The organism is Halospina denitrificans (assembly GCF_004364635.1).
GTDB classification, from domain to species: domain Bacteria; phylum Pseudomonadota; class Gammaproteobacteria; order Pseudomonadales; family Oleiphilaceae; genus Halospina; species Halospina denitrificans.
In genome coordinates this window covers 1-20,387 of sequence record NZ_SOAX01000006.1, presented here as the reverse complement: position 1 = coordinate 20,387, position 20,387 = coordinate 1, and the positions used below count along the sequence as shown (strand labels likewise).

19 protein-coding genes and 2 tRNA genes are annotated in these 20,387 nt (G+C 61.1%); 12 read left to right on the top strand and 9 right to left on the bottom strand.

The features are described from left to right. The first annotated feature begins 23 nt into the window (after positions 1-23). Complete coding sequence (locus DES49_RS12085) at positions 24-1,409, top strand: PhoH family protein (RefSeq protein WP_424955236.1); 1,386 nt, start codon at positions 24-26, stop codon at positions 1,407-1,409. Here the strand turns inward: DES49_RS12085 and DES49_RS12080 are convergent. From DES49_RS12080 to DES49_RS15515, 4 genes are all read right to left on the bottom strand, one after another. Beyond that, positions 1,406-2,530 carry a succinylglutamate desuccinylase/aspartoacylase family protein gene (locus DES49_RS12080; protein ID WP_133736684.1) on the bottom strand — a complete coding sequence of 375 codons (1,125 nt, stop codon included), beginning with the start codon at positions 2,528-2,530 and terminating at the stop codon, positions 1,406-1,408. The genes DES49_RS12085 and DES49_RS12080 overlap by 4 nt on opposite strands. Positions 2,531-2,532: 2 nt before the next feature. Next, positions 2,533-3,441 carry a 30S ribosomal protein S6--L-glutamate ligase gene (gene rimK / locus DES49_RS12075; RefSeq protein ID WP_133736683.1) on the bottom strand — a complete coding sequence of 303 codons (909 nt, stop codon included), beginning with the start codon at positions 3,439-3,441 and terminating at the stop codon, positions 2,533-2,535. Between the two features lie 3 nt (positions 3,442-3,444). Beyond that, complete coding sequence (locus DES49_RS12070; RefSeq protein WP_133736682.1) at positions 3,445-3,903, bottom strand: ATP-dependent zinc protease family protein; 459 nt, start codon at positions 3,901-3,903, stop codon at positions 3,445-3,447. 143 nt (positions 3,904-4,046) lie between these two features. Continuing rightward, positions 4,047-4,208 carry a hypothetical protein gene (locus DES49_RS15515; RefSeq protein WP_166646077.1) on the bottom strand — a complete coding sequence of 54 codons (162 nt, stop codon included), beginning with the start codon at positions 4,206-4,208 and terminating at the stop codon, positions 4,047-4,049. A 147-nt stretch (positions 4,209-4,355) separates the two neighbouring features. Here DES49_RS15515 and DES49_RS12065 point away from each other — a divergent pair, with 147 nt between their 5' ends. After that, a complete protein-coding gene (locus tag DES49_RS12065; protein WP_133736681.1) occupies positions 4,356-5,747 on the top strand; it encodes a cryptochrome/photolyase family protein in 1,392 nt (463 codons plus the stop codon). A gap of 155 nt (positions 5,748-5,902) precedes the next feature. Here DES49_RS12065 and DES49_RS12060 read toward each other — a convergent pair whose 3' ends face one another. The 4 genes from DES49_RS12060 to hemA are packed head-to-tail and all read right to left on the bottom strand — an operon-like array spanning position 5,903 to position 9,943. Then, positions 5,903-6,658 carry a HesA/MoeB/ThiF family protein gene (locus tag DES49_RS12060; RefSeq protein WP_279591383.1) on the bottom strand — a complete coding sequence of 252 codons (756 nt, stop codon included), beginning with the start codon at positions 6,656-6,658 and terminating at the stop codon, positions 5,903-5,905. After that, positions 6,655-7,518 (bottom strand): peptide chain release factor N(5)-glutamine methyltransferase, encoded by an 864-nt coding sequence (gene prmC, locus DES49_RS12055; protein ID WP_133736680.1) that lies wholly within the window; start codon positions 7,516-7,518, stop codon positions 6,655-6,657. The genes DES49_RS12060 and prmC overlap by 4 nt, the downstream gene beginning before the upstream one ends. Next, positions 7,515-8,606, bottom strand: coding sequence for a peptide chain release factor 1 (gene prfA, locus DES49_RS12050; protein WP_133736679.1), 1,092 nt, complete (start codon positions 8,604-8,606; stop codon positions 7,515-7,517). Before prfA ends, prmC begins: the two co-directional genes overlap by 4 nt. Further along, positions 8,603-9,943, bottom strand: a complete 1,341-nt coding sequence (gene hemA, locus DES49_RS12045) for a glutamyl-tRNA reductase (RefSeq protein ID WP_133736678.1) — start codon at positions 9,941-9,943, stop codon at positions 8,603-8,605. Before hemA ends, prfA begins: the two co-directional genes overlap by 4 nt. A gap of 175 nt (positions 9,944-10,118) precedes the next feature. Between hemA and DES49_RS12040 the strand changes: the two genes are divergently transcribed. The 10 genes from DES49_RS12040 (at position 10,119) to DES49_RS11995 (ending at position 18,852) form a co-directional block, all read left to right on the top strand. Beyond that, on the top strand, positions 10,119-11,909 hold the full coding sequence (locus DES49_RS12040; RefSeq protein ID WP_133736677.1) for a tetratricopeptide repeat protein: 1,791 nt from the start codon (positions 10,119-10,121) through the stop codon (positions 11,907-11,909). Then, positions 11,909-12,535, top strand: a complete 627-nt coding sequence (gene lolB, locus DES49_RS12035) for a lipoprotein insertase outer membrane protein LolB (protein WP_133736676.1) — start codon at positions 11,909-11,911, stop codon at positions 12,533-12,535. The genes DES49_RS12040 and lolB overlap by 1 nt, the downstream gene beginning before the upstream one ends. Continuing rightward, positions 12,532-13,404 (top strand): 4-(cytidine 5'-diphospho)-2-C-methyl-D-erythritol kinase, encoded by an 873-nt coding sequence (gene ispE, locus DES49_RS12030; RefSeq protein ID WP_133736675.1) that lies wholly within the window; start codon positions 12,532-12,534, stop codon positions 13,402-13,404. The genes lolB and ispE overlap by 4 nt, the downstream gene beginning before the upstream one ends. Before the next feature lie 19 nt (positions 13,405-13,423). After that, positions 13,424-13,498: transfer RNA gene (locus DES49_RS12025), tRNA-Gln, on the top strand. Between the two features lie 55 nt (positions 13,499-13,553). Next, positions 13,554-14,507, top strand: a complete 954-nt coding sequence (locus DES49_RS12020) for a ribose-phosphate pyrophosphokinase (RefSeq protein WP_133736674.1) — start codon at positions 13,554-13,556, stop codon at positions 14,505-14,507. 111 nt (positions 14,508-14,618) lie between these two features. Then, a complete protein-coding gene (locus tag DES49_RS12015) occupies positions 14,619-15,278 on the top strand; it encodes a 50S ribosomal protein L25/general stress protein Ctc (protein WP_133736673.1) in 660 nt (219 codons plus the stop codon). A gap of 21 nt (positions 15,279-15,299) precedes the next feature. After that, on the top strand, positions 15,300-15,890 hold the full coding sequence (gene pth / locus DES49_RS12010) for an aminoacyl-tRNA hydrolase (protein WP_133736672.1): 591 nt from the start codon (positions 15,300-15,302) through the stop codon (positions 15,888-15,890). Positions 15,891-16,074: 184 nt separating this feature from the next. Beyond that, the gene (gene ychF / locus DES49_RS12005) at positions 16,075-17,166 is read left to right on the top strand and encodes a redox-regulated ATPase YchF (RefSeq protein ID WP_133736671.1); all 1,092 of its coding nucleotides are present in this window, start codon (positions 16,075-16,077) and stop codon (positions 17,164-17,166) included. Between the two features lie 144 nt (positions 17,167-17,310). After that, positions 17,311-18,666 (top strand): alanine/glycine:cation symporter family protein, encoded by a 1,356-nt coding sequence (locus DES49_RS12000; protein WP_133736670.1) that lies wholly within the window; start codon positions 17,311-17,313, stop codon positions 18,664-18,666. A gap of 109 nt (positions 18,667-18,775) precedes the next feature. Continuing rightward, positions 18,776-18,852, top strand: a tRNA-Met gene (locus tag DES49_RS11995). A 120-nt stretch (positions 18,853-18,972) separates the two neighbouring features. Here DES49_RS11995 and DES49_RS11990 read toward each other — a convergent pair. Further along, entirely contained in the window at positions 18,973-19,932 is a 960-nt protein-coding gene (locus tag DES49_RS11990) for a hypothetical protein (protein WP_133736669.1), read from the bottom strand. Between the last annotated feature and the right edge of the window lie 455 nt (positions 19,933-20,387).

Sequence of the window (20,387 nt, the reverse complement as noted above, 5' to 3'; positions counted from 1 at the left end):
AGCGTCTGCCGGAAGGTGCTCGCATGACCCGGGAAGACCGGTCTCAGACCAAGATGTACGTCGTTGATACCAACGTCCTTATTCACGACCCCTCAGCAGTGCTGAACTTCGAGGAACACGACGTTGTCATTCCCATGACCGTCCTGGAAGAACTCGACCAGCTCAAGAACGGCAAGCAGTCCGTCGCGGCCGACTGCCGCCAGGCCATCCGGACCATTGACCGGATCCTTGAGAGTGCCGACCCCAGCGCCATTGAAACCGGCGTCCCCATCACACGGGGCGAGAAATCCGCCCCACTGGGCACCCTGGCCATCGGCATGGCACGCAGCAGTGCCTCGGAGCACCAGCTTCCAGAGCACCTGAACGACAACCGCATCATCAACCTCCTTGCCGAGCTCCAGAAGCGCCACGGCGACAAGCCCATCATCCTGGTCAGCAAGGACATCAACATGCGCCTCAAGGCGCGTGGCTTCGGGCTGGAAGCCGAGGACTACCACACGGACCAGCTGGTGGACGACGTCCGCTACCTGCCCAGCGGCTATCACGAATTCGAGGGCTCATTCTGGGACCGGATCGAGAAGGTTGAGACCGTCCAGCGCGCCGGCATCACCGAGCACCTGGTGCCCCGTTCCGAGGAAATGGAAGACTACCAGATCAATGAGTTCATCCTGGACCAGCAGGGTTTCATCGGCCGCATCACGGAGACGGAGCCGGAAAGACTGGTCATCGAGGACCTCTACCGTGACGACCTGATGCATCAACAGGTCTGGGGCCTCACACCGCGGGACATCTATCAGGCCCTGGCGCTGAACCTGCTGATGGACCCGGACGTGCACCTGGTGAATCTGACCGGCTCGGCGGGCTCCGGCAAGACCATCCTGGCCCTCGCTGCAGCCATTGAGCTTACCGTGGCCAGCAAGGACTACAAGCGGATCATTACCACGCGCAGCACCCAGGGGCTGGACGAGGACATCGGCTTTCTGCCGGGCACCGAAGCCGAGAAAATGGAACCCTGGCTGGGCGCCATTGTGGACAACCTGGAAGCCCTGCACGAGGATGACGAGAACATGCACAGCAGCGTGGACTACATCCTCAGCAAGGTGCCCATGCAGTTCAAGTCACTGAACTACATCCGGGGCCGCAGTTTCCAGCACAGCCTGATCATCATTGATGAAAGCCAGAACCTGACGCCGCACCAGCTCAAGACGATCATCACCCGCGCCGGCACCGGCAGCAAGGTGGTCTGCCTGGGTAACCTCTCTCAGATCGATACCGCCTACCTGAACTCCCTGAGCTCCGGCCTGACCTATATGACCGAGCGCTTCAAGGGCTTCAAACACGGCGGTCACATCCACCTGCAGGGCGTGCCACGTTCACCACTGGCGGAATACGCCGAGGAAAACCTCTAGCTGTTTTCGTCGTCGCTATTATCGGGGCTGGTGTCGCCGTTATTGTTGTCCTGCCCCAAGTCATTATCCCAGGGGTGGTCCGCCATGCGCTCCTCCCCCTGGAGGGGCTTGTAACGGTCACGGAACGCATCCATGGTTTTCATCGCCTCGTCCAGCTCGTCGAACCGGGCAACGTGGTACAGCGCCTCCCCTTCATTGACCATGGGCAGGTTGTTCATACCAATAACGATTCCCGATACCGAGCTGAGCACGGGCGACTCCAGGCGCCCGAACGGATCCGCCACCACCGCCAGGCGCTGGCCTTCCCGCACACGGTGCCCAATGCCCGCAACCGGGCGCATGATGCCGTCCGTCTCGGCCCGCATCCAGGTTGAGGTGGAGGCCACCTCGGCGCGCTTGCGGGGTTTGTGCCGGCCACGGCGGCGGTTCGGGAGCATTTCCAGCATCCGCATCACGCGCAGCGTGCCGCGTACCCCGGTGTTGATCGCCACCTCGTCAAACCGAAGCGCCTCGCCCGCTTCATAGGTGATCACCGGCGTATCGGCCGCATCGGCACAGGCCCTTAGACTGCCCTCGCGCAGGGTCGCATTGAGCACGATGGGGGCGGCAAAACTCTCCGCCATGTCAGCAGTGGCCGGATTACGGAGTTCCGCCCGGATCTGGGGCAGATTGAACCGGTGGTTGGCGCCGGTGTGAAGGTCAATCACATGGGTCGCCTTGTCCAGGACCTGGGTCCTGAACAGATAGGCGATGCGCCCGGCCAGGGAGCCCTTCTCGCTGCCCGGGAAACAACGGTTCAGATCGCGACGGTCCGGCATATAGCGTGACTGGTGAAGAAAGCCGAACACATTGACGATTGGCACCACCAGCAGCGTCCCACGGAGGCGCTTGAGCCCGGAGGTGCGCAGCAACCGACGGGCAATCTCCACGCCATTGATCTCGTCGCCGTGAATGGCGCCACAGACCAGCAGGGTCGGGCCCGGACGCCGGCCGTGGATCACCTCCACAGGGATGTGCAGGGGCGTCTGTGTGTAGAGTCGACCGATGGGAACCTCGACCTGAAGCCGCTCCCCGGCCGGAATCCGCTCATCACCCAGCCTGAAGGCTGCACGTTTTGCCATGGTCAGCCCCTGGCCCCTTTGGTCGCGGTCTGCCAGGGCTTGGCCCGCTTCTCGATGAACTCGATGATCATGCCCGCGACGTTCTTGTTGGTTGCCGCTTCAATGCCCTGGAGTCCCGGCGAGGAATTCACCTCCATGATCAGGGGCCCGCGACTCGAGCGCAGCAGGTCAACACCGGCGATATTCAGGCCCATGGCCTTGGCGGCTGCCACTGCGGTCTTGCGTTCCGTAGGCGTAATCCGAACCAGCGAGGCCTGCCCACCCCGGTGCAGGTTGGAGCGGAACTCGCCTTCCCCCGCCTGGCGTTTCATGGCCGCGATCACCTTATCGCCGATGACAAAGCAACGGATGTCGGCCCCCGCGGATTCCTTGATGTACTCCTGGACCAGGATATCCGCCTTCAGGCCCATGAACGCCTCGATGACACTCTCGGCAGCCTTGCGGGTCTCGGCCAGCACCACACCGATACCCTGGGTTCCTTCCAGCAGTTTGATGACCACGGGCGTGCCGCCAACCATCCGGATCAGGTCGGGCACATCGTCCGGCTTGCTCGCAAAGCCCGTAATCGGCATCCCCAAACCCTTGCGGCCCAGAAGCTGGAGCGAGCGCAGCTTGTCCCGGGAGCGGGTGATGGCCACGGATTCGTTGGCTGGAAAAACCCCCATCATCTCAAACTGACGCAACACAGCAGCGCCATAGAATGTAACCGAGGCCCCGATCCGGGGAATCACCACGTCAAATTCCGGTAACTTTTCACCACGGTAATGCATGGTGGGGCTGGCCGGCGTGATGTTCATGTAACAGTGCAGGAAATCAAGCACCTGCACATCGTGATCACGTTTCTTTGCCTCCTCGACCATCCGGCGAGTGGAATAGAGACGCTTGTTGCGCGACATGATTGCAATTCTCATGGATTACTCCTCACGCGGTTTTCCAGCCAGAAACGAGGCAGCAGGATCAACGCAGATACCTCCAGCCATGGCGGTTCGACCCAACAGCATACGGAAGCGCATGGTATCCCGATTGGTCAGAGTCATTTCAATGGGCCAGCACTCCGCCCCGATCCAGATCCGTGTTTCGATCACAAAGCGCATCTCCCGGTGGCCCCCGGAATCCGTCACGACCCGTTCGTCCAGAAGGGGGGCGTCGCAATCGATGACCCAATCCAGGCGCTTGCGGCTGGGGTGGATCCGGAACCGGACCCTGCGCCCACCCTCCCCTTCATAGGCTTCCAGATCAAAGGTGTGCAGGCAGGATGTTCGGGCTCCGGTATCCACTTTGGCACGCAGCCGTGGAATGCCCAGATCCGGGAGTGCCACCCATTCCCGCCAACCGAGCCAGTATCGCTCATCCGCCTTGTCGCTGTCTGTCATGACTTGTCCTGATTGTGCTGTACCGACACGGGAATCGGGTCCGAATGCTGGCCAGCGTAAAGTGTGGTATGTGGGAACGGAATCTCAATGCCTGCGCGGTCAAACGCCGCCTTGATGGCAAACAGCATATTCGAGCGCAACTCTCACACATCCTCCCGCCGGAGCCGGAACGACAGCTGAAGGTCCACCGACGAGGCCCCGAACTGCTGAAGAAAGACGAAGGGCTCGGGTTCTTCCATGCAATGGGAATTGTTCGCCACCAGGAGGATGAGGTTATCCAGTGTCAGCCAGTCCAGTGGATTCATTGATCGATCCGTCTATTCCGTCCCCGGCCTAGCCGAAGATGTGCTCCATGGTGCGAGCAACTCCTGAATATTTTGGACAATCACTATAATCCAAAGGAGCCCCTGCAGCGAACACATCACTACCCTTTTCAATCAACAGGACGCGCCGTGACTCAGCTGATCTGGTTCCGCAACGACCTTCGCCTTGCCGATAATCCGGCACTGACCGCCGCCATGCACCAGGGGGAGAAGGTTGAGGCCTGTTTCCTGCCCACGCCGGACCAGTGGCGGGAACACGACTGGTCCCCGGCTCGGACGGACCTGATGCTGCGCAGCCTGGACAGGTTGGCGGACGATCTGGCCAGCCTGGGTATTCCCCTGCACATCCGCACACTGGCACGCTTTTCCGACACCGATGACGCCCTGCTTGAGCTCTGCCGCGAGATCGGCGCACAGGCTGTCCACTGCAATGAGGAGTACGCGGTCAACGAGCGCAACCGCGATCACCGGCTCAAGCACTGGCTCGAACCATCCGGCATCGGGTTCCATATTTACCGGGACCAGACGGTGGTTCCCGTCCGTGCGCTCTATACAGGCGGTGGCACCCCCTACACGGTGTTCACGCCCTATTCCCGCCGCTGGTGGCAGTGGATCGACGAGAACCCGCCCAGCCTGCATCCCCGTCCCGCGCCCCAGGCTGAACCGGTTGAGCGTCCCGCCATTCCGGAGCTGAGTGAGTGGCGTACGGAGAAAGCGCACTGGGTGGCGCCGGGGGAGAGGGTCGCGCACGAGAAGCTTGAGCGCTTCCTTCATGAGCGCATGGCATCCTATGGCAACAACAGGGACTTCCCGGCCCTGAACGGCACCAGCATCATCTCGCCCTACCTCGCCCTTGGTGTGCTCTCTCCGCGCCAATGCGTAATCAAGGGGCTTGAGGCCATCCGTGAAAGCCGGCGGCCGGAGGCGGGTCGAACCTGGTTGAACGAGATCGCCTGGCGGGATTTCTACATCCAGCTGATGGTGCACTTTCCGCGGCTGTCGAAGCACCGTCCGTTCAAGACGGAGACGGACGCGTTGGTATGGAATGAGCCGGGTGAGGCTTTTGATGCCTGGTGTGAGGGGCGCACGGGGATACCGATTGTGGATGCGGCCATGCGGCAGCTGAATGAAACGGGGTGGATGCACAACCGGTTGCGGATGGTGACGGCGATGTTCCTGACCAAGAATCTGTTTATTGACTGGCGTTTGGGGGAGCGGTATTTCATGCGGTCTTTGGTGGATGGGTATTTGCCGTCGAATAATGGGGGGTGGCAGTGGAGTGCGTCGACGGGGACTGACGCGGCGCCCTACTTCCGGATTTTCAATCCGGTGACGCAGAGTGAGCGGTTTGATCCGGAGGGGGCTTTTATTCGGCGGTATGTGCCGGAGATTGGGCATCTTGAGGGCAAGGCATTGTTTAATCCGAATGGTGGGGTTCGGGGGTATCCGGGGCCTATTGTGGATTTGAAGGAGAGTCGGAAGGAGGCGATTGCTCGGTTTCAGGCGTTATCCAAGTCCTGAAGCAGCTTTTGGGTATTGGTGCAGGAGTCGGGCAGGTGCGTCTTTCCGGGAACCGCCACTAGTACGTCCCTGTAGGCTGCCCTCCGCCATCCATGGCTCCGGAGCTTCCCGGAAAGACGCACCTGCCCGACTCCCTCAAGCTACGAGTTACCGCTTCAGGAGTTGCCGCAGACTTTGCATTGGGGGTCCGGTGGGATTTTCATTTCTCGCCAGTGCATGCGCCAGGCGTCGAGGATCAGGAGGCGGCCGGTTAGGGGGGCGCCGACGTTGGCGAGGAGTTTGATGGCTTCCATGGCCTGGGTGGTGCCGATCATGCCGACGAGGGGGCCGAGGACCCCGGTTTCGGAGCAGCTGAGGGTGGCTTCGCCGACGTCGGCGTAGAGGCATTGGTAGCAGGGGGAGTTTTTGTCTCTGGGGTCGAAGACGGCGATCTGGCCTTCGGCTCGGATGGCGGCGCCGGAGACGAGGGGGACGCCGGAGGCGACGGAGGCCTGGTTGATGGCGAAGCGGGTGTTGAAGTTGTCGGTGGCGTCCAGGACGAGGTCGTATTCGCCGAGGTTGAGGCCGAGCCATTGGGGGTCGGCTCGGGCGGTTTCGGCGGTGACGTTGGCGCCGGGATTCAGGGCCCTGGCGCGGTTGGCCAGGGCTGTGGCTTTGGGGTGGTCCAGGTCGTCCATGGTGAAGGCGATCTGGCGTTGGAGGTTGGCGAGTTCCACCCTGTCGTCGTCGATGACGTGGATATGGCCAACACCGGCGCCGGCCAGGTAGAGGACGACGGGGCAGCCGAGGCCGCCGGCGCCGACGACCAGGATGCGGCTGTCGGCGAGGGCCTGCTGGCCGGCGATGTCGAATTCAGGCATCAGGATCTGGCGGCTGTAGCGCTGGAGGTCGTCGTCGGTGAGCGGGCTCACGAGGCGCCGCCTCCGGGCCAGCGTCCGCCCGTGACCCGGAAGCGGCCGGTGAGATCGCGGCGGCTGAACAGGTCGCGGAAACCGGCCTCGCCCAGGAGATCGACAACGGCCTCTGCCTGTTCATAACCGTGTTCAAGGAGCAGCCAGCCCCAGGGATTAATGTGTGCGGGGGCCTCACGGGCAATTAGGCGTATCGCATCCAGGCCATCCGCGCCGGCAACCAGGGCGGAATGGGGCTCGAAGCGCAGGTCGCCCTGCTCAAGGTGTTCATCGCCTTCGGCCACATAGGGCGGGTTGGAGACGATCAGGTCCCAGCGGCCCGGTTCAAGATCGCTGAACCAGTCGCTTTCCACAAAGGTCACCCCGGGCAGCCCCAGAGCCTCCCCGTTGCGGCGTGCCAGAGCGATGGCGGCGGGCGAGGCGTCACTGCCGGTTACGTCCCAGCCATAGCGCTCACTCCCCAGTGCCAGCGCAACCGCCCCGGTTCCGGTGCCCAGGTCCAGGACCCGTGCATCGTCGGGGAGCGGCAGCAACAGGGCCTGTTCAACCAGGGTCTCGGTATCCTGGCGGGGAATCAGGGTGTCCGGCGAGGTGGCAAGTGGCAGGGACCAGAACTCGCTTTCGCCCGTGATATAGGCAATGGGCAACCCTTCGCACCGTTTCACAACCAGCGCCCGATATGCCTCGGAATCCTCAGGACTGACCTTCTGTTCCGGCCACGTCATAAAGCGGGTGCGGGTGCAGTCCAGTTGGTGGCAAAGAAGCAGTTCCGCATCCAGTCGGGGTGTGGCGGTTCCGGAGCCTTCCAGGCTTTCGGTTGCATCCGCCAGCAGGCTTTCGATCGTGTCTCCTTCCCTCATGCCGTTTCGGCTCCCAGTGCCTCCAGCTGCTCAGCCTGATGCTCCTGAAGCAGGGGATCAATAATCATGTCCAGGTTACCTTCGACCACGTCCTCAAGCCGATAGAGGGTCAGGTTGATGCGGTGATCCGTGACTCGGCCCTGGGGAAAGTTATAGGTGCGGATGCGTTCGGAGCGATCACCACTGCCGACCAGATTGCGGCGGGTATCCGCCTCCTCGGTTGCCAGCCTCTCGCGCTCCGCCTGCTCAAGCCTGGACTGCAGGAAAGCCATGGCCCGGTCCCGGTTCTTGTGCTGGGAACGTTCCTGCTGGCATTCAACCACCATGCCTGTGGGAATATGGGTGATGCGGATGGCGGAATCAGTGGTGTTCACGTGCTGCCCGCCGGCCCCGGAGGAGCGGAAGGTATCCACACGCAGGTCGTTCTTGTCGATGCTGATCTCATCCGGCGCGTCCACCTCGGGCAGGACCGCCACGGTGCAGGCGGAGGTGTGGATGCGGCCCTGGGATTCGGTTTCCGGAACCCGCTGTACCCGATGACCGCCGGACTCAAACCGCAGGCGCCCGTAGACACCGTTGCCCTCCACCAGTGCGATCAGTTCCTTGTAGCCGCCGTGCTCGCCCTCGCTCTGGCTCAGGACACTGACCCGCCAGCCCCGGTTCTCGGCATAGCGTCCGTACATGCGGAAAAGATCCCCCGCAAACAGCGCCGCCTCGTCACCACCCGCACCCGCGCGGATCTCGAGGTAGGCATTGTTGTTCTCATTGGGGTCCTTCGGTAGCATCAGGCGTTGGAGCTCCGCATCGAGCTCCGTCAGACGGGCTTCGCTGGCGGCAACCTCGTCTTCTGCCATGGCGCGCATATCCGGATCCCCATCGCGCATCAGTGACTGCGCGTCGGACAGGTCCTCCTGAACCTTGCGGTACTGCTGGTAATGCGCCACCACCGGCTCGATTTCCGCGTATTCCTGGGAAAGCTCGCGGAACTGTTTCTGGTCCCCGATGGTGGCGGGGTCGGCAAGCAGCGCGCTGATTTCCTCGTGGCGCTCAACCAGGCGGTCGAGCCGCCGGGCTATGGAATCCTTCATGAAGTGCTCCGGGTACCACTTGTGGGCTCTTCCTGGGGCGTTTCACTGGATTGGTCGCCGACTTCGGCTGCATTGGCGTGTTCGGCGGCCTCAATACCATGGAGTTCACGCAGCCAGTCCGTGACCTCAATCCGGCCTTCCGCCGTGGCCCTGCGCACCTGCACCGTGGGCTGATGCAGAAACTTGTTGGTGAGGCTGCGCGCCATGCTGCGCAGCAGGGTTTCCGGATCGCCGCCGGATGCCAGCGAACGCAGTGCTTTGTCCAGCTCCGCATCCCGCACGTTCTCGATCTCGCCACGGAACTGCTTGAGCGTGGCCACCGCATCCAGGGCCCGCAGCTGGTACATGAAGTCGGATGCCCCTTCGCGGATGAGGTTTTCCGCTTCCTCGGCCGCGCCTTCCCGGGAACGACGGTTTTCTTCGATGACCCCATGAAGGTCATCGACGGTATAGAGGAAGACGTCGTCCAGCCGACCCACTTCCGGCTCAATATCCCGTGGCACCGCAAGATCCACCATAAACACGGGTCGGTGCTTGCGCTTGCGGATTGCTTTTTCCACCGCGCCCTTGCCGAGGATCGGGAGCTGACTGCCCGTGGAGGCGATCACGATGTCCGCCGCCGGCAACTCGTCCGGAACAACCGCCAGGCTTATCGAGCGGCCGCCGAACCGCGAGGCAACCATCTCTGCCCGGTCGAGGGAGCGGTTGGCCACTACGATGTCCCTGACCCCCGCTTCATAGAGGTGCTGGGCAACCAGCTCCACCGTCTGGCCCGCGCCGATCAGCAGCGCGGTGTTATCGCGCATGTCCGAAAAGATGTGCCGGGCCATCGAGACCGCGGCATAGGCAACTGAAACAGGGTTTTCGCCAATAGCGGTATCCGTGCGAACCCGCTTGGCCACTGAAAAAGCATATTCAAACAGGCGGGAGAGAATGGTGCCCGTGGAGCCGGCGCCGAACGCCAGCGAATAGGCTTCCTTGAGCTGCCCGAGAACCTGTGGCTCCCCCAGGACCATGGAATCCAGGCCACAGGCGACCCGCATCACATGCCGGACCGCCTCCTGGCCATGATAACTGTAGACATTATCCCGGAAGCTTTCCGTATCCAAATCCAGCCAGGCGCCCCACCATTCAATCAGGCTTTCAACGCCGACATCCTCGTGGGAGACGTAGAGTTCAGTACGGTTACAGGTGGACAGCAGCGCTATCTCGGCCACGCCGGGCAGCTGCAGGGCATTGCTCAACGCCGAGGCCTGTTCCCGGTCCGGGAAAGCCACGCGCTCGCGTGTTTCCACACTGGCCGTGCGATGATTAATACCAAGCACCAACAACGCCATAACTGCTACCCGGAGCCCTCTGCCTTCACGCTGCCTAGTGTAACGGCCAACGCCGGGCAGTGCTACTGATACTGGCGGCGCAAGGTTGGGCAAGACTTCCCAGCTGTGCCATTATTAGGCGTCAATCCAGTATCACAAGCCTGCGGGTAACCGCATCGCCAGCAACGGATTCAAAATGCGAAAACACCAATGTGCCTTACTGCCGGTTCTGGGCCTCACCTTCCTCATGGTGGGCTGTTCCGGTCTTATGACGGAGCCTTCCAAGCCGTCCGACACTGATGACAAGCCTGCAACCGAAGAGGACAAAAGCACGGAAGACAAGGTGGCCGAGGCGACCCTGGACGAGGAGGAGATCAGTTATCGGGACTTTCCGCCCGATGTCCTCTTCGCCCTGCTGAGCGCGGAACTGGCGGCGCAGCGCGGGCGCTTTGACGTCACTCTCGTCAACTACACCCAGGCGGCAGCGGACACCGGCGATGAAGGCGTTATACGCCGCGCCATGCAGATTGCCCAGGCCCTGAACGCAACCAACGCCCAGCGCCAGATCGCCGCCATCTGGCTGAAGGCCAACCCCGACGCACCCCAGGCCCTGCGCATCGCTGCCCTGCGTGCCCTGCAGAACGACGAGTTTGAGCAGGCAATCCAGTACATGGAGCGCCTCTACACCCAGGGCGAAGTCGCCCAGTTCGACACCCTGGCGACCCAGGCCCGTGCCATGAAACCGGAACAACAGCAGGAACTGCTGCGACTCTACCGGGAAGTTCATGACCGCCATCCGGATCAACCGGACGTCACCTACAGCCTGGCGCTGCTTAACGACAACGCCGGCAACACGGAAGAATCACTGTCGCTGGTCAACGGCATTCTCGAAAGCCATGACAATTTCCAGCCGGCCATCACCCTGAAAGGCAAACTGCTTTACGACCTTGAGCGCAACGAGGAAGCCATCAATTACCTGCGTCGCCAGACCCGTCGCTTCCCGGACAACCGCCGTCTGGGCACCCTCTATGCGCGGATCCTGGTCAACGCCGGACGGCTCCAGGCTGCGGAAGACGAGTTCCAGTCACTGATGGAGCGCTTCCCCGAAGCTTCGAGCCTGAAGCTGTCACGCGCGCTTGTCGCCCTGGAGAACGACAACAACCGCGTGGCCAGAACGCTGCTTCAGGAACTTGTCGCCGAGGGTCTCCACACCAATGAAGCCCATTTCTACTTGGGTCGGCTCGCGGACGATAAAAATAACGCCAACGAAGCCCTGCACCATTATCGCCAGGTCCAGGGGGGCTCCCACTTCTTCTCCGCGCTCTCGCGTGCCAGTTTCCTGGAGGCAAAGCAGGGCGAACTCGACAGTGTGCGAAACAAGCTCGAGAACCTGCGCGCACGGCTGCCGGAACAGCGCGAGCGGCTCTGGCTTCTCGAGATCAACCTGCTGCTTGACCTGGGCGAGCATGACGAGGCACTGACAGTGGCCGACAGCGCGCTGTCTGAGCATCCGGAAAACTCCGACATCCGCTATGCCCGCGCCATGCTGCATGAGCGCGCGGGACAGATCGAAGCCATGGAAGCCGACCTGCGCGGCGTCCTGGAGCAGGAACCCAACAATGCCGTGGCCCTGAATGCGCTGGGGTACACCCTGACGGTGCACACCGAACGCTACGGGGAAGCCAGGCAACTGATCATGAAGGCGCTGGAAATCCAGCCGGAAAACCCGGCCATCCTCGACAGTGCCGGCTGGGTTCACTACCACCTCGGCGAGAACCAGAAGGCGCTGGATTATCTCAAACAGGCCTATGACATCCTTCCGGATGTGGAGATTGCAGCCCATCTTGGACGGGTCCTCTGGGCCATGGACAAGAAAGACGATGCCAGGATGATCTGGCGCCGCGCGCTGGACGAAAACGAGGAACAGCAGCTCACTCCCCTGCTGGAGATCCTGGATGAACTGGGCCTGAGCGCGGAGGACTTCTGATGGCGGTACGGTACTGGTTGCTGGCCGGTATCGTGCTGCTGCTCCAGGGATGCATGACCGCTCCCCCGGCGCCACCGCCGGACGACAGCTACACGACCGAGAAGCCAGACGATTGGCCTGAAAGGCGCGAGCGCCTCAGCGACTTCAACCACTGGGAGCTCCAGGGCAAGGTCGCGGTTCGTCACGAGGAAGGAACGGATTCAGCCGTGATCCGGAGCTGGACCCAGCGCGGGGACTATTTCCGGATTGAGATGTCATCCGCATTCATGGGCATGGGCACCGTGCGACTGGAAGGCTCACCCGCCTCGCTGGTGATAACCGACCCGGACGGCAAGACCTACCAGTCCGCCGATCCCGAACAGCTCATCGAGGACACACTGGGCTGGACGCTGCCGGTACAGGCCCTTTACTACTGGATTCGAGGCCTGCCGGTCCCTGGCGATGACCACCAGCTCTTCTTCAACACCCAGGGCCAGATCGCCTACCTGCGCCAGCACGGCTGGGAACTGAACTTCGACAGCCACCAGACGCTTGAAGGATTGCCCGAGGTGCCCAGAAGCCTGACAGCCACGCGTGGCGATCTGAGACTGAGACTCGTACTGACCCGGTGGACACCGCAGCAATGAGCACCCCTGCAACGTTGACGCTGCCAGCCCCGGCCAAGCTCAACCTCTTCCTGCACATCACAGGACGGCGCAACGACGGCTACCACGAACTCCAGACACTCTTCCAGTTCCTGGATTACAGCGACTCCCTCACCTTCACAGCGCGGGATGACGGTGAAGTCTCCCTGAGCGGGATGGGTGAGTTGCCCGCGGCAGACAACCTCATCACGCGCGCCGCCCACCGACTGCAGCAGAGCGGTGCTCCTGGCGGACAGAGCCATCCCGGAGCCGATATCCGGATCGAGAAACACCTTCCTTCGGGAGGTGGGCTCGGCGGTGGAAGCTCCAACGCCGCTACCACCCTGGTGGCCCTCAACCGGCTCTGGGGCCTGAACCTGTCACGCACGCAGCTGGCCGATATTGGACTGTCACTCGGGGCCGACGTGCCCGTGTTTATCCATGGCCATGCCGCCTGGGCCGAGGGCATTGGCGAACAGCTCACGTCGGTTGAACCGGCCGAGCCCTGGTACCTGGTGCTGCACCCGGACTGCGAAATCAGCACGGGTGAGGTTTTTGGGCATTCCGACTTGACACGGAATACGCCGAAAAGGAGAATACGCACCGCTTTCGAGGGTAGCGGTAGCGGCTTCCGCAATGATTGCGAGGCGGTTGTTCGTTTGCTGTACCCGGAAGTCGATAAGGCCCTGGCGTGGCTGCAACACTACGGCGAGGCACGACTGACGGGAACAGGGGCTTGCGTTTTCTGTCCATTCGAGACACAATCCGCAGCCATTACCGCATACGAGGAAAAACCCTCAGGCATCAACGGTTTCATCGCCCGTGGCAGAAACCGATCTCCACTGTACACGCAACTGGGTGAGCTGGATTGATGCCAAGAAGACGATCAAATGGGGTGTCGCCAAGTGGTAAGGCAGCGGGTTTTGATCCCGTCATTCGCAGGTTCGAATCCTGCCACCCCAGCCATCTTTCTCCTTCCGAACCGCACCAAACACCAGACGAAAATCAGAGGGATTCCGCCGTGTCCAACCTGATGGTCTTCTCGGGGAATGCCAATCCCCGGCTGGCACAGAATGTCGCCAAAAAACTGAATATTCCCCTGGGCGATGCCACAGTCGCGAAATTCAGCGACGGTGAAACCACCGTTGAGCTGAATGAAAACGTGCGTGGCCGCGATGTATTCATACTGCAGTCCACCTGCGCGCCCACCAATGACAACCTGATGGAACTGCTGGTCATGGTCGACGCGCTGCGTCGCGCCTCGGCAGCCCGAATCACAGCGGTCGTCCCCTACTTCGGCTACGCCCGCCAGGACCGCCGCCCGCGGTCCAGCCGGGTTGCGATCACCGCGAAGCTGGTCGCGGACATGGTCACCAGCGCCGGCATTGACCGGGTACTGACGGTGGATCTCCATGCGGACCAGATCCAGGGCTTCTTCGACATTCCCGTGGACAACATCTACGGCACCCCCGTGTTGCTGGAAGACATCGAACGCCAGCACTACAGTGACTACGTCGTGGTTTCCCCTGACGTGGGCGGTGTCGTCCGGGCCCGGGCCATCGCCAAACTACTGGATGCCGACCTGGCCATTATCGACAAACGCCGCCCCAGGGCCAACGACTCCCAGGTCATGCACATCATCGGTGACGTCCGCGACAAGACCTGCATCCTGGTGGACGACATCGTCGACACCGCCGGCACCCTCTGCAAGGCCGCCAACGCACTCAAGGAGTATGGGGCCACCCGGGTCATGTCCTACATCGTGCATCCGGTCCTCTCCGGCCCGGCCGTGGAAAACATCCAGAACTCCCAACTGGATGAACTGATCGTCACAAATACGATTCCCCTGGGTGACAATGCGGCCAAGTGTGATAAAATCCGCGCCCTCGATATGTCGGGCCTGCTTGCGGAATCCATCCGCCGGGTCTGCAACGAAGAGTCCATCAGCGCCATGTTCAGCTACACCATCGACTGAGATGGTGTAGGAACAGGGCGTTCATGGTTTTAAACGCCCACAGGGGCTGAATCGAATCATCCGCAGCACAGCCTGGTCGCGGGCCCTGTGGATGCCCAGGAGGAAACATCCATGGCACAAGCATTTGAACTCGAAGCGTTTAGTCGCGACGACCAGGGGAAAGGTGCGAGCCGCCGCCTGCGTCGCGTGGAACGCAAGATCCCCGCCATCGTCTATGGCGGTGAAGGCAAGAGTCCGAAGCCGATCACGCTCTGGCACAATGACCTGAAAAAGGCCATCGAGAACGAAGCCTTCTTCACGCACATCATCTCCCTGAAGATCGATGGCAAGAAAGAAGACGTGATCATCAAGGACCTGCAGCGCCACCCCTACAAGCCGATCCTGACCCACGCGGACTTCCTGCGGGTCGAGAAAGGCCACAAGATCAACGTCAACGTCCCGATCCACTTCCTCAACGAGGAAAGCGCGCCCGCCATCAAGCTCCAGGGCGGCTCCGTCTACCGCGAAACCATGGAAGTGGAAGTCACCTGTCTTCCGGACGACCTGCCCGAGTACATTGAAGTCGACCTCTACGAGATGGAGCTGGAACAGATCCTCCACCTGTCCGACCTCAATGTGCCCAAGGGCGTGGAAATCGTCGCCCTGCAGCAGGGTGAAGACCACGACCATCCGGTTGTTGCCATCCACAAGCCCAAGGGCAAGAAAGCCGACCAGGCTGGTGGTGAAGCAGCAGGCGAGGAAGGCGAAGAAGAGGAAGGCGGCGAGGACTGATCCGCCGCCCCGGTGCCCGGAATGGAAACAGAACCGCTCAAACTCATTGTGGGACTGGGCAATCCGGGCCCGAAGTATGCCGGAACCCGGCACAACGCCGGGCTCTGGTTCCTGGAAATGCTCGCCCGGGAAACCGGGCAGCCACTGCGCGAAGAGCGCAAATTCCAGGGCTACCACTGCAAGGCCCACTGGCTGGGCACCGACCTCCACCTCCTGTTCCCAACAACCTTCATGAACCGCAGCGGCCAGTCCGTGAAAGCGGTCGCCGACTTCTTCAAGATCGCACCCGAATCCATACTCGTCGCCCACGATGAACTCGACCTGCCCCCGGGCACCGCGCGATTCAAACAGGGCGGCGGCCACGGCGGCCACAACGGCCTCCGCGACATGGTCCGCCACCTCGGAAGCTCCGACTTCCGCCGCCTCCGCGTCGGCATCGGCCACCCCGGAGACAGCAAACAGGTGGTAAACTACGTGCTTTCAACGGCCGGAAAACAGGAAACCACCGCCATAGAAGCCGCCCTGGACGAAGCCATACGCGCCCTCCCGGACGGCATCAAAGGCGACTGGTCCGCAGCCATGAACCGGCTGCACGCGTTCAAATACGAATAAAGCACCTGACTCTAAGTGAGCCATGGCTTGGTCGGGGCGGGCTTTCCGGGAAGCTCCGGAGCCATGGATGGCGGAGGGCAGCCTACACGGATGTACTTGTGGCGATTCCCGGAAAGCCCGCCCCGACCAAGCCATGGCTCACCGGCAACGAACCAACAGTCTCCAGCAGCAGAGTACAAACGATATGGGATTCAAATGCGGCATCGTAGGACTTCCGAACGTCGGCAAGTCCACCCTCTTCAACGCCCTGACCAGCGCCGGCATTGACGCAGAAAACTTCCCCTTCTGCACCATCGAACCCAACGCCGGCGTCGTCTTCGTCCCCGATCCACGGCTCTACCGCATCGCCGAGATCGTCAAACCCGAAAAAACCATCCCCACCGCGATGGAATTCGTCGACATCGCCGGCCTCGTCTCCGGCGCCTCCAAGGGCGAAGGCCTTGGCAACCAGTTCCTCGCCAACATCCGCGAGACCGAAGCCATCGCCCACGTCGTGCGCTGCTTTGACGACGACGACGTCATGCACGTCTCCAACACCATCGACCCGGCCAGCGACATCGAGGTCATCAACACCGAGCTCGCCCTCGCCGACCTCGACACCATCGAAAAGGCCGAAAAGAAGAGCGAACGCAACGCCAAGGGCGGCGACAAGACCGCCAAGGCCCAACTGGCGCTCTTCGAGAAGATCAAGCCCGTACTCAACGAAGGCGACCCGATCCGCAGCATGGATCTCTCAGAGGACGACCACGAGCTTCTGAAAGAACTCCACCTGCTCACTGCCAAGCCCACCGTCTACATCGCCAACGTCAACGAAGAGGGCTTCGAGAACAACCCGCACCTGGACGCCGTGCGCGCCATAGCGGAGAAAGAGGATGCCGGTGTGGTGGCCATCTGTAATAAGATCGAAGCCGAGATCGCCGAGCTCGAAGACGAGGAAAAAACCGAATTCCTCGCCGAGATGGGCATGGAAGAACCGGGCCTCGACCGCGTCATCCGCGCCGGCTACAACCTGCTCGACCTCCAGACCTATTTCACCGCCGGCCCCAAGGAAGTCCGCGCCTGGACCTTCCCGAAAGGCTCCACGGCCCCCAAGGCCGCCGGTGTGATCCACACGGACTTCGAGAAAGGCTTCATCCGGGCGGAAGTGGTGAGCTACGAAGACTTCATCGCCTACAACGGGGAAAGCGGCGCCAAGGAAGCAGGCAAATGGCGCCTGGAAGGCAAGGAATACATCGTCCAGGACGGTGATGTGGTGCACTTCCGTTTCAACGTCTAGCACGAAACACTGGATCGGTAGCCCCCTCTCCTGTCAGAGTTGACGCCAGTGGCGGCCTGAAGCGGGACTCCCCCAGGACCACACAGTGCGGAGCGTACATCAAGAGCGCGCTTCCAAAGTCGGAACCTGAAGCTGGAGAGCAACATGGAACTGATAACGAGCACACTGGAAAGCATCAGCGGCGTGGTCTGGGGGCCTGCCATGCTGGCCCTGCTGCTGGGAACAGGCCTTTACCTCACGCTGGGGCTGCGCGGCATGCCCATCCGCCGGATCGGCTATGGATTCCGGCAGATGTTCCTGGGGCGGCGCTCCAGGGACCAGGACAAAGGGGAGATCACCCCCTTCCAGGCTCTCTCCACGAGCCTGTCCGCAACCATCGGCACCGGTAACATCGGCGGCGTGGCCACGGCCATTGCGCTGGGTGGCCCCGGCGCCGTGTTCTGGATGTGGATGACGGCACTGGTAGGCATGGCCACCAAGTACGCGGAGGCCGTCCTGGCCGTGAAATACCGTGAGGTTGATGAAGAGGGGCGCTATGTGGGCGGGCCCATGTATTACATCAAGAATGGCCTCGGCCCCCGCTGGCACTGGCTGGGTGCCCTGTTCGCATTGTTTGCCATGGTGGCGGCTTTCGGCATCGGTAACACGGTGCAGGCCAACGCAGTGGCGGACGTGCTGGAAACCAACATGGCCGTACCCGCCTGGGTAACCGGTGTGGTACTTGCCGTCCTGGTCTTCCTGGTGATCATCGGCGGCATACGTCGCATCGCCCATCTTACCGAAAAGGTGGTTCCCCTGATGGCCGTGATCTACATCCTGGGCGCACTCGCTGTCGTCGTCTGGAACCTCCCCGAGGTTCCCGGAGCGCTGGCACAGATTGTAACCGGCGCCTTCACCGAAACAGCTGCCACGGGCGGATTTGCCGGAGCTGCTGTATGGGCAGCGATCCGGTTCGGCGTGGCGCGCGGCGTCTTCTCCAATGAAGCCGGCCTGGGCTCAGCACCCATCGCGCACGCGGCAGCACAGACCAACAGCCCGGTGCGTCAGGGGACCGTGGGCATGATGGGTACCTTCATCGATACCATCATCGTATGCACCATGACAGCCCTCGTAATCGTGCTCACCGGGGCCTGGAAAACCGGCGAGACCGGCGCGGCCCTGACGTCCATGGCGTTCGATCAGGGCATCCCGGGCGGCAACTGGGTGGTCACCTTCGGCATGATCTTCTTCGCCTTCACCACCATCGTCGCCTGGAGCTATTACGGCGAGCGCAGCGCGGAGTTCCTGTTCGGCGTGAAGGTGATCATGCCCTACCGCTACCTGTGGGTCATCCTGCTGGTTGTGGGCGCGGTCGCCAACCTGGAGCTGATCTGGCTGATCGCGGATGTGCTCAACGCCCTGATGGCCATCCCCAACCTGATCGCCCTGCTCGCCCTCTCCGGCACGGTGTTCGCCATTACCAAGGAGTACTTCGCCAACGAGGGCGCTGGCGGGAACTAAGCCCGACCGGCTCGTCTCTCAGTGATGCCCGGGGATGCCTTGACACCCCGGGCAAAAATCCAGAGAATACGCGCCTCAGTTCAGTGCTAGAGGCGCTGCAACAGTTTCTGGCAAGGTAGCTCAGTTGGTTAGAGCACGGCACTCATAATGCCGGGGTCGGCGGTTCGAATCCGCCCCTTGCTACCAAATTCAAAGGGTTACGGCCTCCTGCCTAGCCCTTTCCCCCGCTTTGACTACAGTTGCCTACGCACGCCCCCTCACTGCAAGGACCATTACGATCAACTCAACGGTTCCGGCAGCTTGTTTTCAATCCTGAGGCCAGAGATAGACGACTGGCACAGCCGACTGCCAGATGCCATAAATCTCGGCTCTCGGCGCTTTAATGTAGCCGCTGTTCAGCCCATCACAATTCCCAGAAAATGCGCCGCTCAGCTTGAACTGATAAACCTCGTATGGATCCTTCATCCCAGTGCTTGCGTTCGCGGGATCAAGTCTAAAACTACGCCCTTTGGCCACTGTACCCTGACTCAGCTGACACGCCGCTTCCGACAACGCTTTATCTGAATAAACCGTCGTGTCCTCCATGATCACCAACTTTGAGTTAAAGGAGTTGCCAATGCTTGAAGGGTCGCAACTGAAACTCAACTTCGCTTCCGCGTCCTGATCCAGAGAAAAGACGACCGGTCCGACCTCAAGTAGCGCTACGACATCGAGGTCCCCAAAGGACCGAGATGAAACCAGGAACTCCTGACCTTCACGCACCAGAAACCTCGGGTCATCGGAGCCTGTCGGATAAGCAAAGGACTCGTCAGCCGTCGCCACGCAGAAATCCTCCCATTTTGACCCTGGCGATTGAGTACGCAAAGCATCCACCCCTTCCCTTGAAGCAGGAGCGCTCTCGGCTTCAGCGGTTGCCGATGCATTCGAACCCCCCTCAATGTCGCAATCTGCTTCATCCATTATTTCCTGTAATGGACGATTTCCTCCCTGGCGATAGGCATTGGCCGCTTTTTTCCTCAACTCTTCTGAAAAACGACAAACAAGCCTCGTATTGTTCGGCATCTCTTCTTCATAGAGACACTTCCCACCCCTGAGGCCTTTTACTTCCCGTTTCTTCATCTCACCATCAAAAGGGTGTTCAAAGCTCATCGTAAACGGCTCGCACATTACCAGATGATTCGCCAGATTCCTGGTGGTTTGAGCCTGAACAAGACCAGAGCAGAAAACCATTAGCATCAAGAACGTTAGAGTCCCTTTTGTTCTCATTACACATCTCCTCTTCAACAGTGCGGGCGGATCAATTTTTTATGATTGCGTAGAGGCTATCAGGGACCACTCACCCCCGATAGCATCGCGAGAAGCAACCCAGCTTGAAGGCAATGCTGAAGCGTTTCATCAATTGAAACTGCCTGCTCCATGCTCGTGTGTTCGTTCGTCTTCACCATACCGAGGATAGCCACCAATCTAGCCCACCTGGAAAGACGCCGCCATCGGACGGTTCAAGCACTTTGACTACTTGCCTACGCTCGCGACCGAAAGTGACCTTTAGTGAACCTCCGCCCGACTGTAAGGTCCTGTTTTGATCAGCACAGATCCTTTATCACCGGTGCCCCTCATCACTCATAATGATCTGCCCCACTGAAAACGGACACTCGGTTAAGCACTGGTTTTGAGCTCGTAGTCCATGGGACTGACATAGCCCAAAGCACTGTGCCGTCGTC

Bases quoted from the DNA above. Each gene is read 5' to 3' on its own strand.
- DES49_RS12085 (WP_424955236.1), top strand. From the start codon at position 24: ATGACCCGGGAAGACCGGTCTCAGACCAAGATGTACGTCGTTGATACC.
- DES49_RS12080 (WP_133736684.1), bottom strand. From the start codon at position 2,530: ATGGCAAAACGTGCAGCCTTCAGGCTGGGTGATGAGCGGATTCCGGCC.
- rimK (WP_133736683.1), bottom strand. From the start codon at position 3,441: ATGAGAATTGCAATCATGTCGCGCAACAAGCGTCTCTATTCCACTCGC.
- DES49_RS12070 (WP_133736682.1), bottom strand. From the start codon at position 3,903: ATGACAGACAGCGACAAGGCGGATGAGCGATACTGGCTCGGTTGGCGG.
- DES49_RS15515 (WP_166646077.1), bottom strand. From the start codon at position 4,208: ATGAATCCACTGGACTGGCTGACACTGGATAACCTCATCCTCCTGGTG.
- prmC (WP_133736680.1), bottom strand. From the start codon at position 7,518: ATGAGGGAAGGAGACACGATCGAAAGCCTGCTGGCGGATGCAACCGAA.
- prfA (WP_133736679.1), bottom strand. From the start codon at position 8,606: ATGAAGGATTCCATAGCCCGGCGGCTCGACCGCCTGGTTGAGCGCCAC.
- hemA (WP_133736678.1), bottom strand. From the start codon at position 9,943: ATGGCGTTGTTGGTGCTTGGTATTAATCATCGCACGGCCAGTGTGGAA.
- DES49_RS12040 (WP_133736677.1), top strand. From the start codon at position 10,119: ATGCGAAAACACCAATGTGCCTTACTGCCGGTTCTGGGCCTCACCTTC.
- lolB (WP_133736676.1), top strand. From the start codon at position 11,909: ATGGCGGTACGGTACTGGTTGCTGGCCGGTATCGTGCTGCTGCTCCAG.
- ispE (WP_133736675.1), top strand. From the start codon at position 12,532: ATGAGCACCCCTGCAACGTTGACGCTGCCAGCCCCGGCCAAGCTCAAC.
- DES49_RS12015 (WP_133736673.1), top strand. From the start codon at position 14,619: ATGGCACAAGCATTTGAACTCGAAGCGTTTAGTCGCGACGACCAGGGG.
- pth (WP_133736672.1), top strand. From the start codon at position 15,300: ATGGAAACAGAACCGCTCAAACTCATTGTGGGACTGGGCAATCCGGGC.
- ychF (WP_133736671.1), top strand. From the start codon at position 16,075: ATGGGATTCAAATGCGGCATCGTAGGACTTCCGAACGTCGGCAAGTCC.
- DES49_RS12000 (WP_133736670.1), top strand. From the start codon at position 17,311: ATGGAACTGATAACGAGCACACTGGAAAGCATCAGCGGCGTGGTCTGG.
- DES49_RS11990 (WP_133736669.1), bottom strand. From the start codon at position 19,932: ATGAGAACAAAAGGGACTCTAACGTTCTTGATGCTAATGGTTTTCTGC.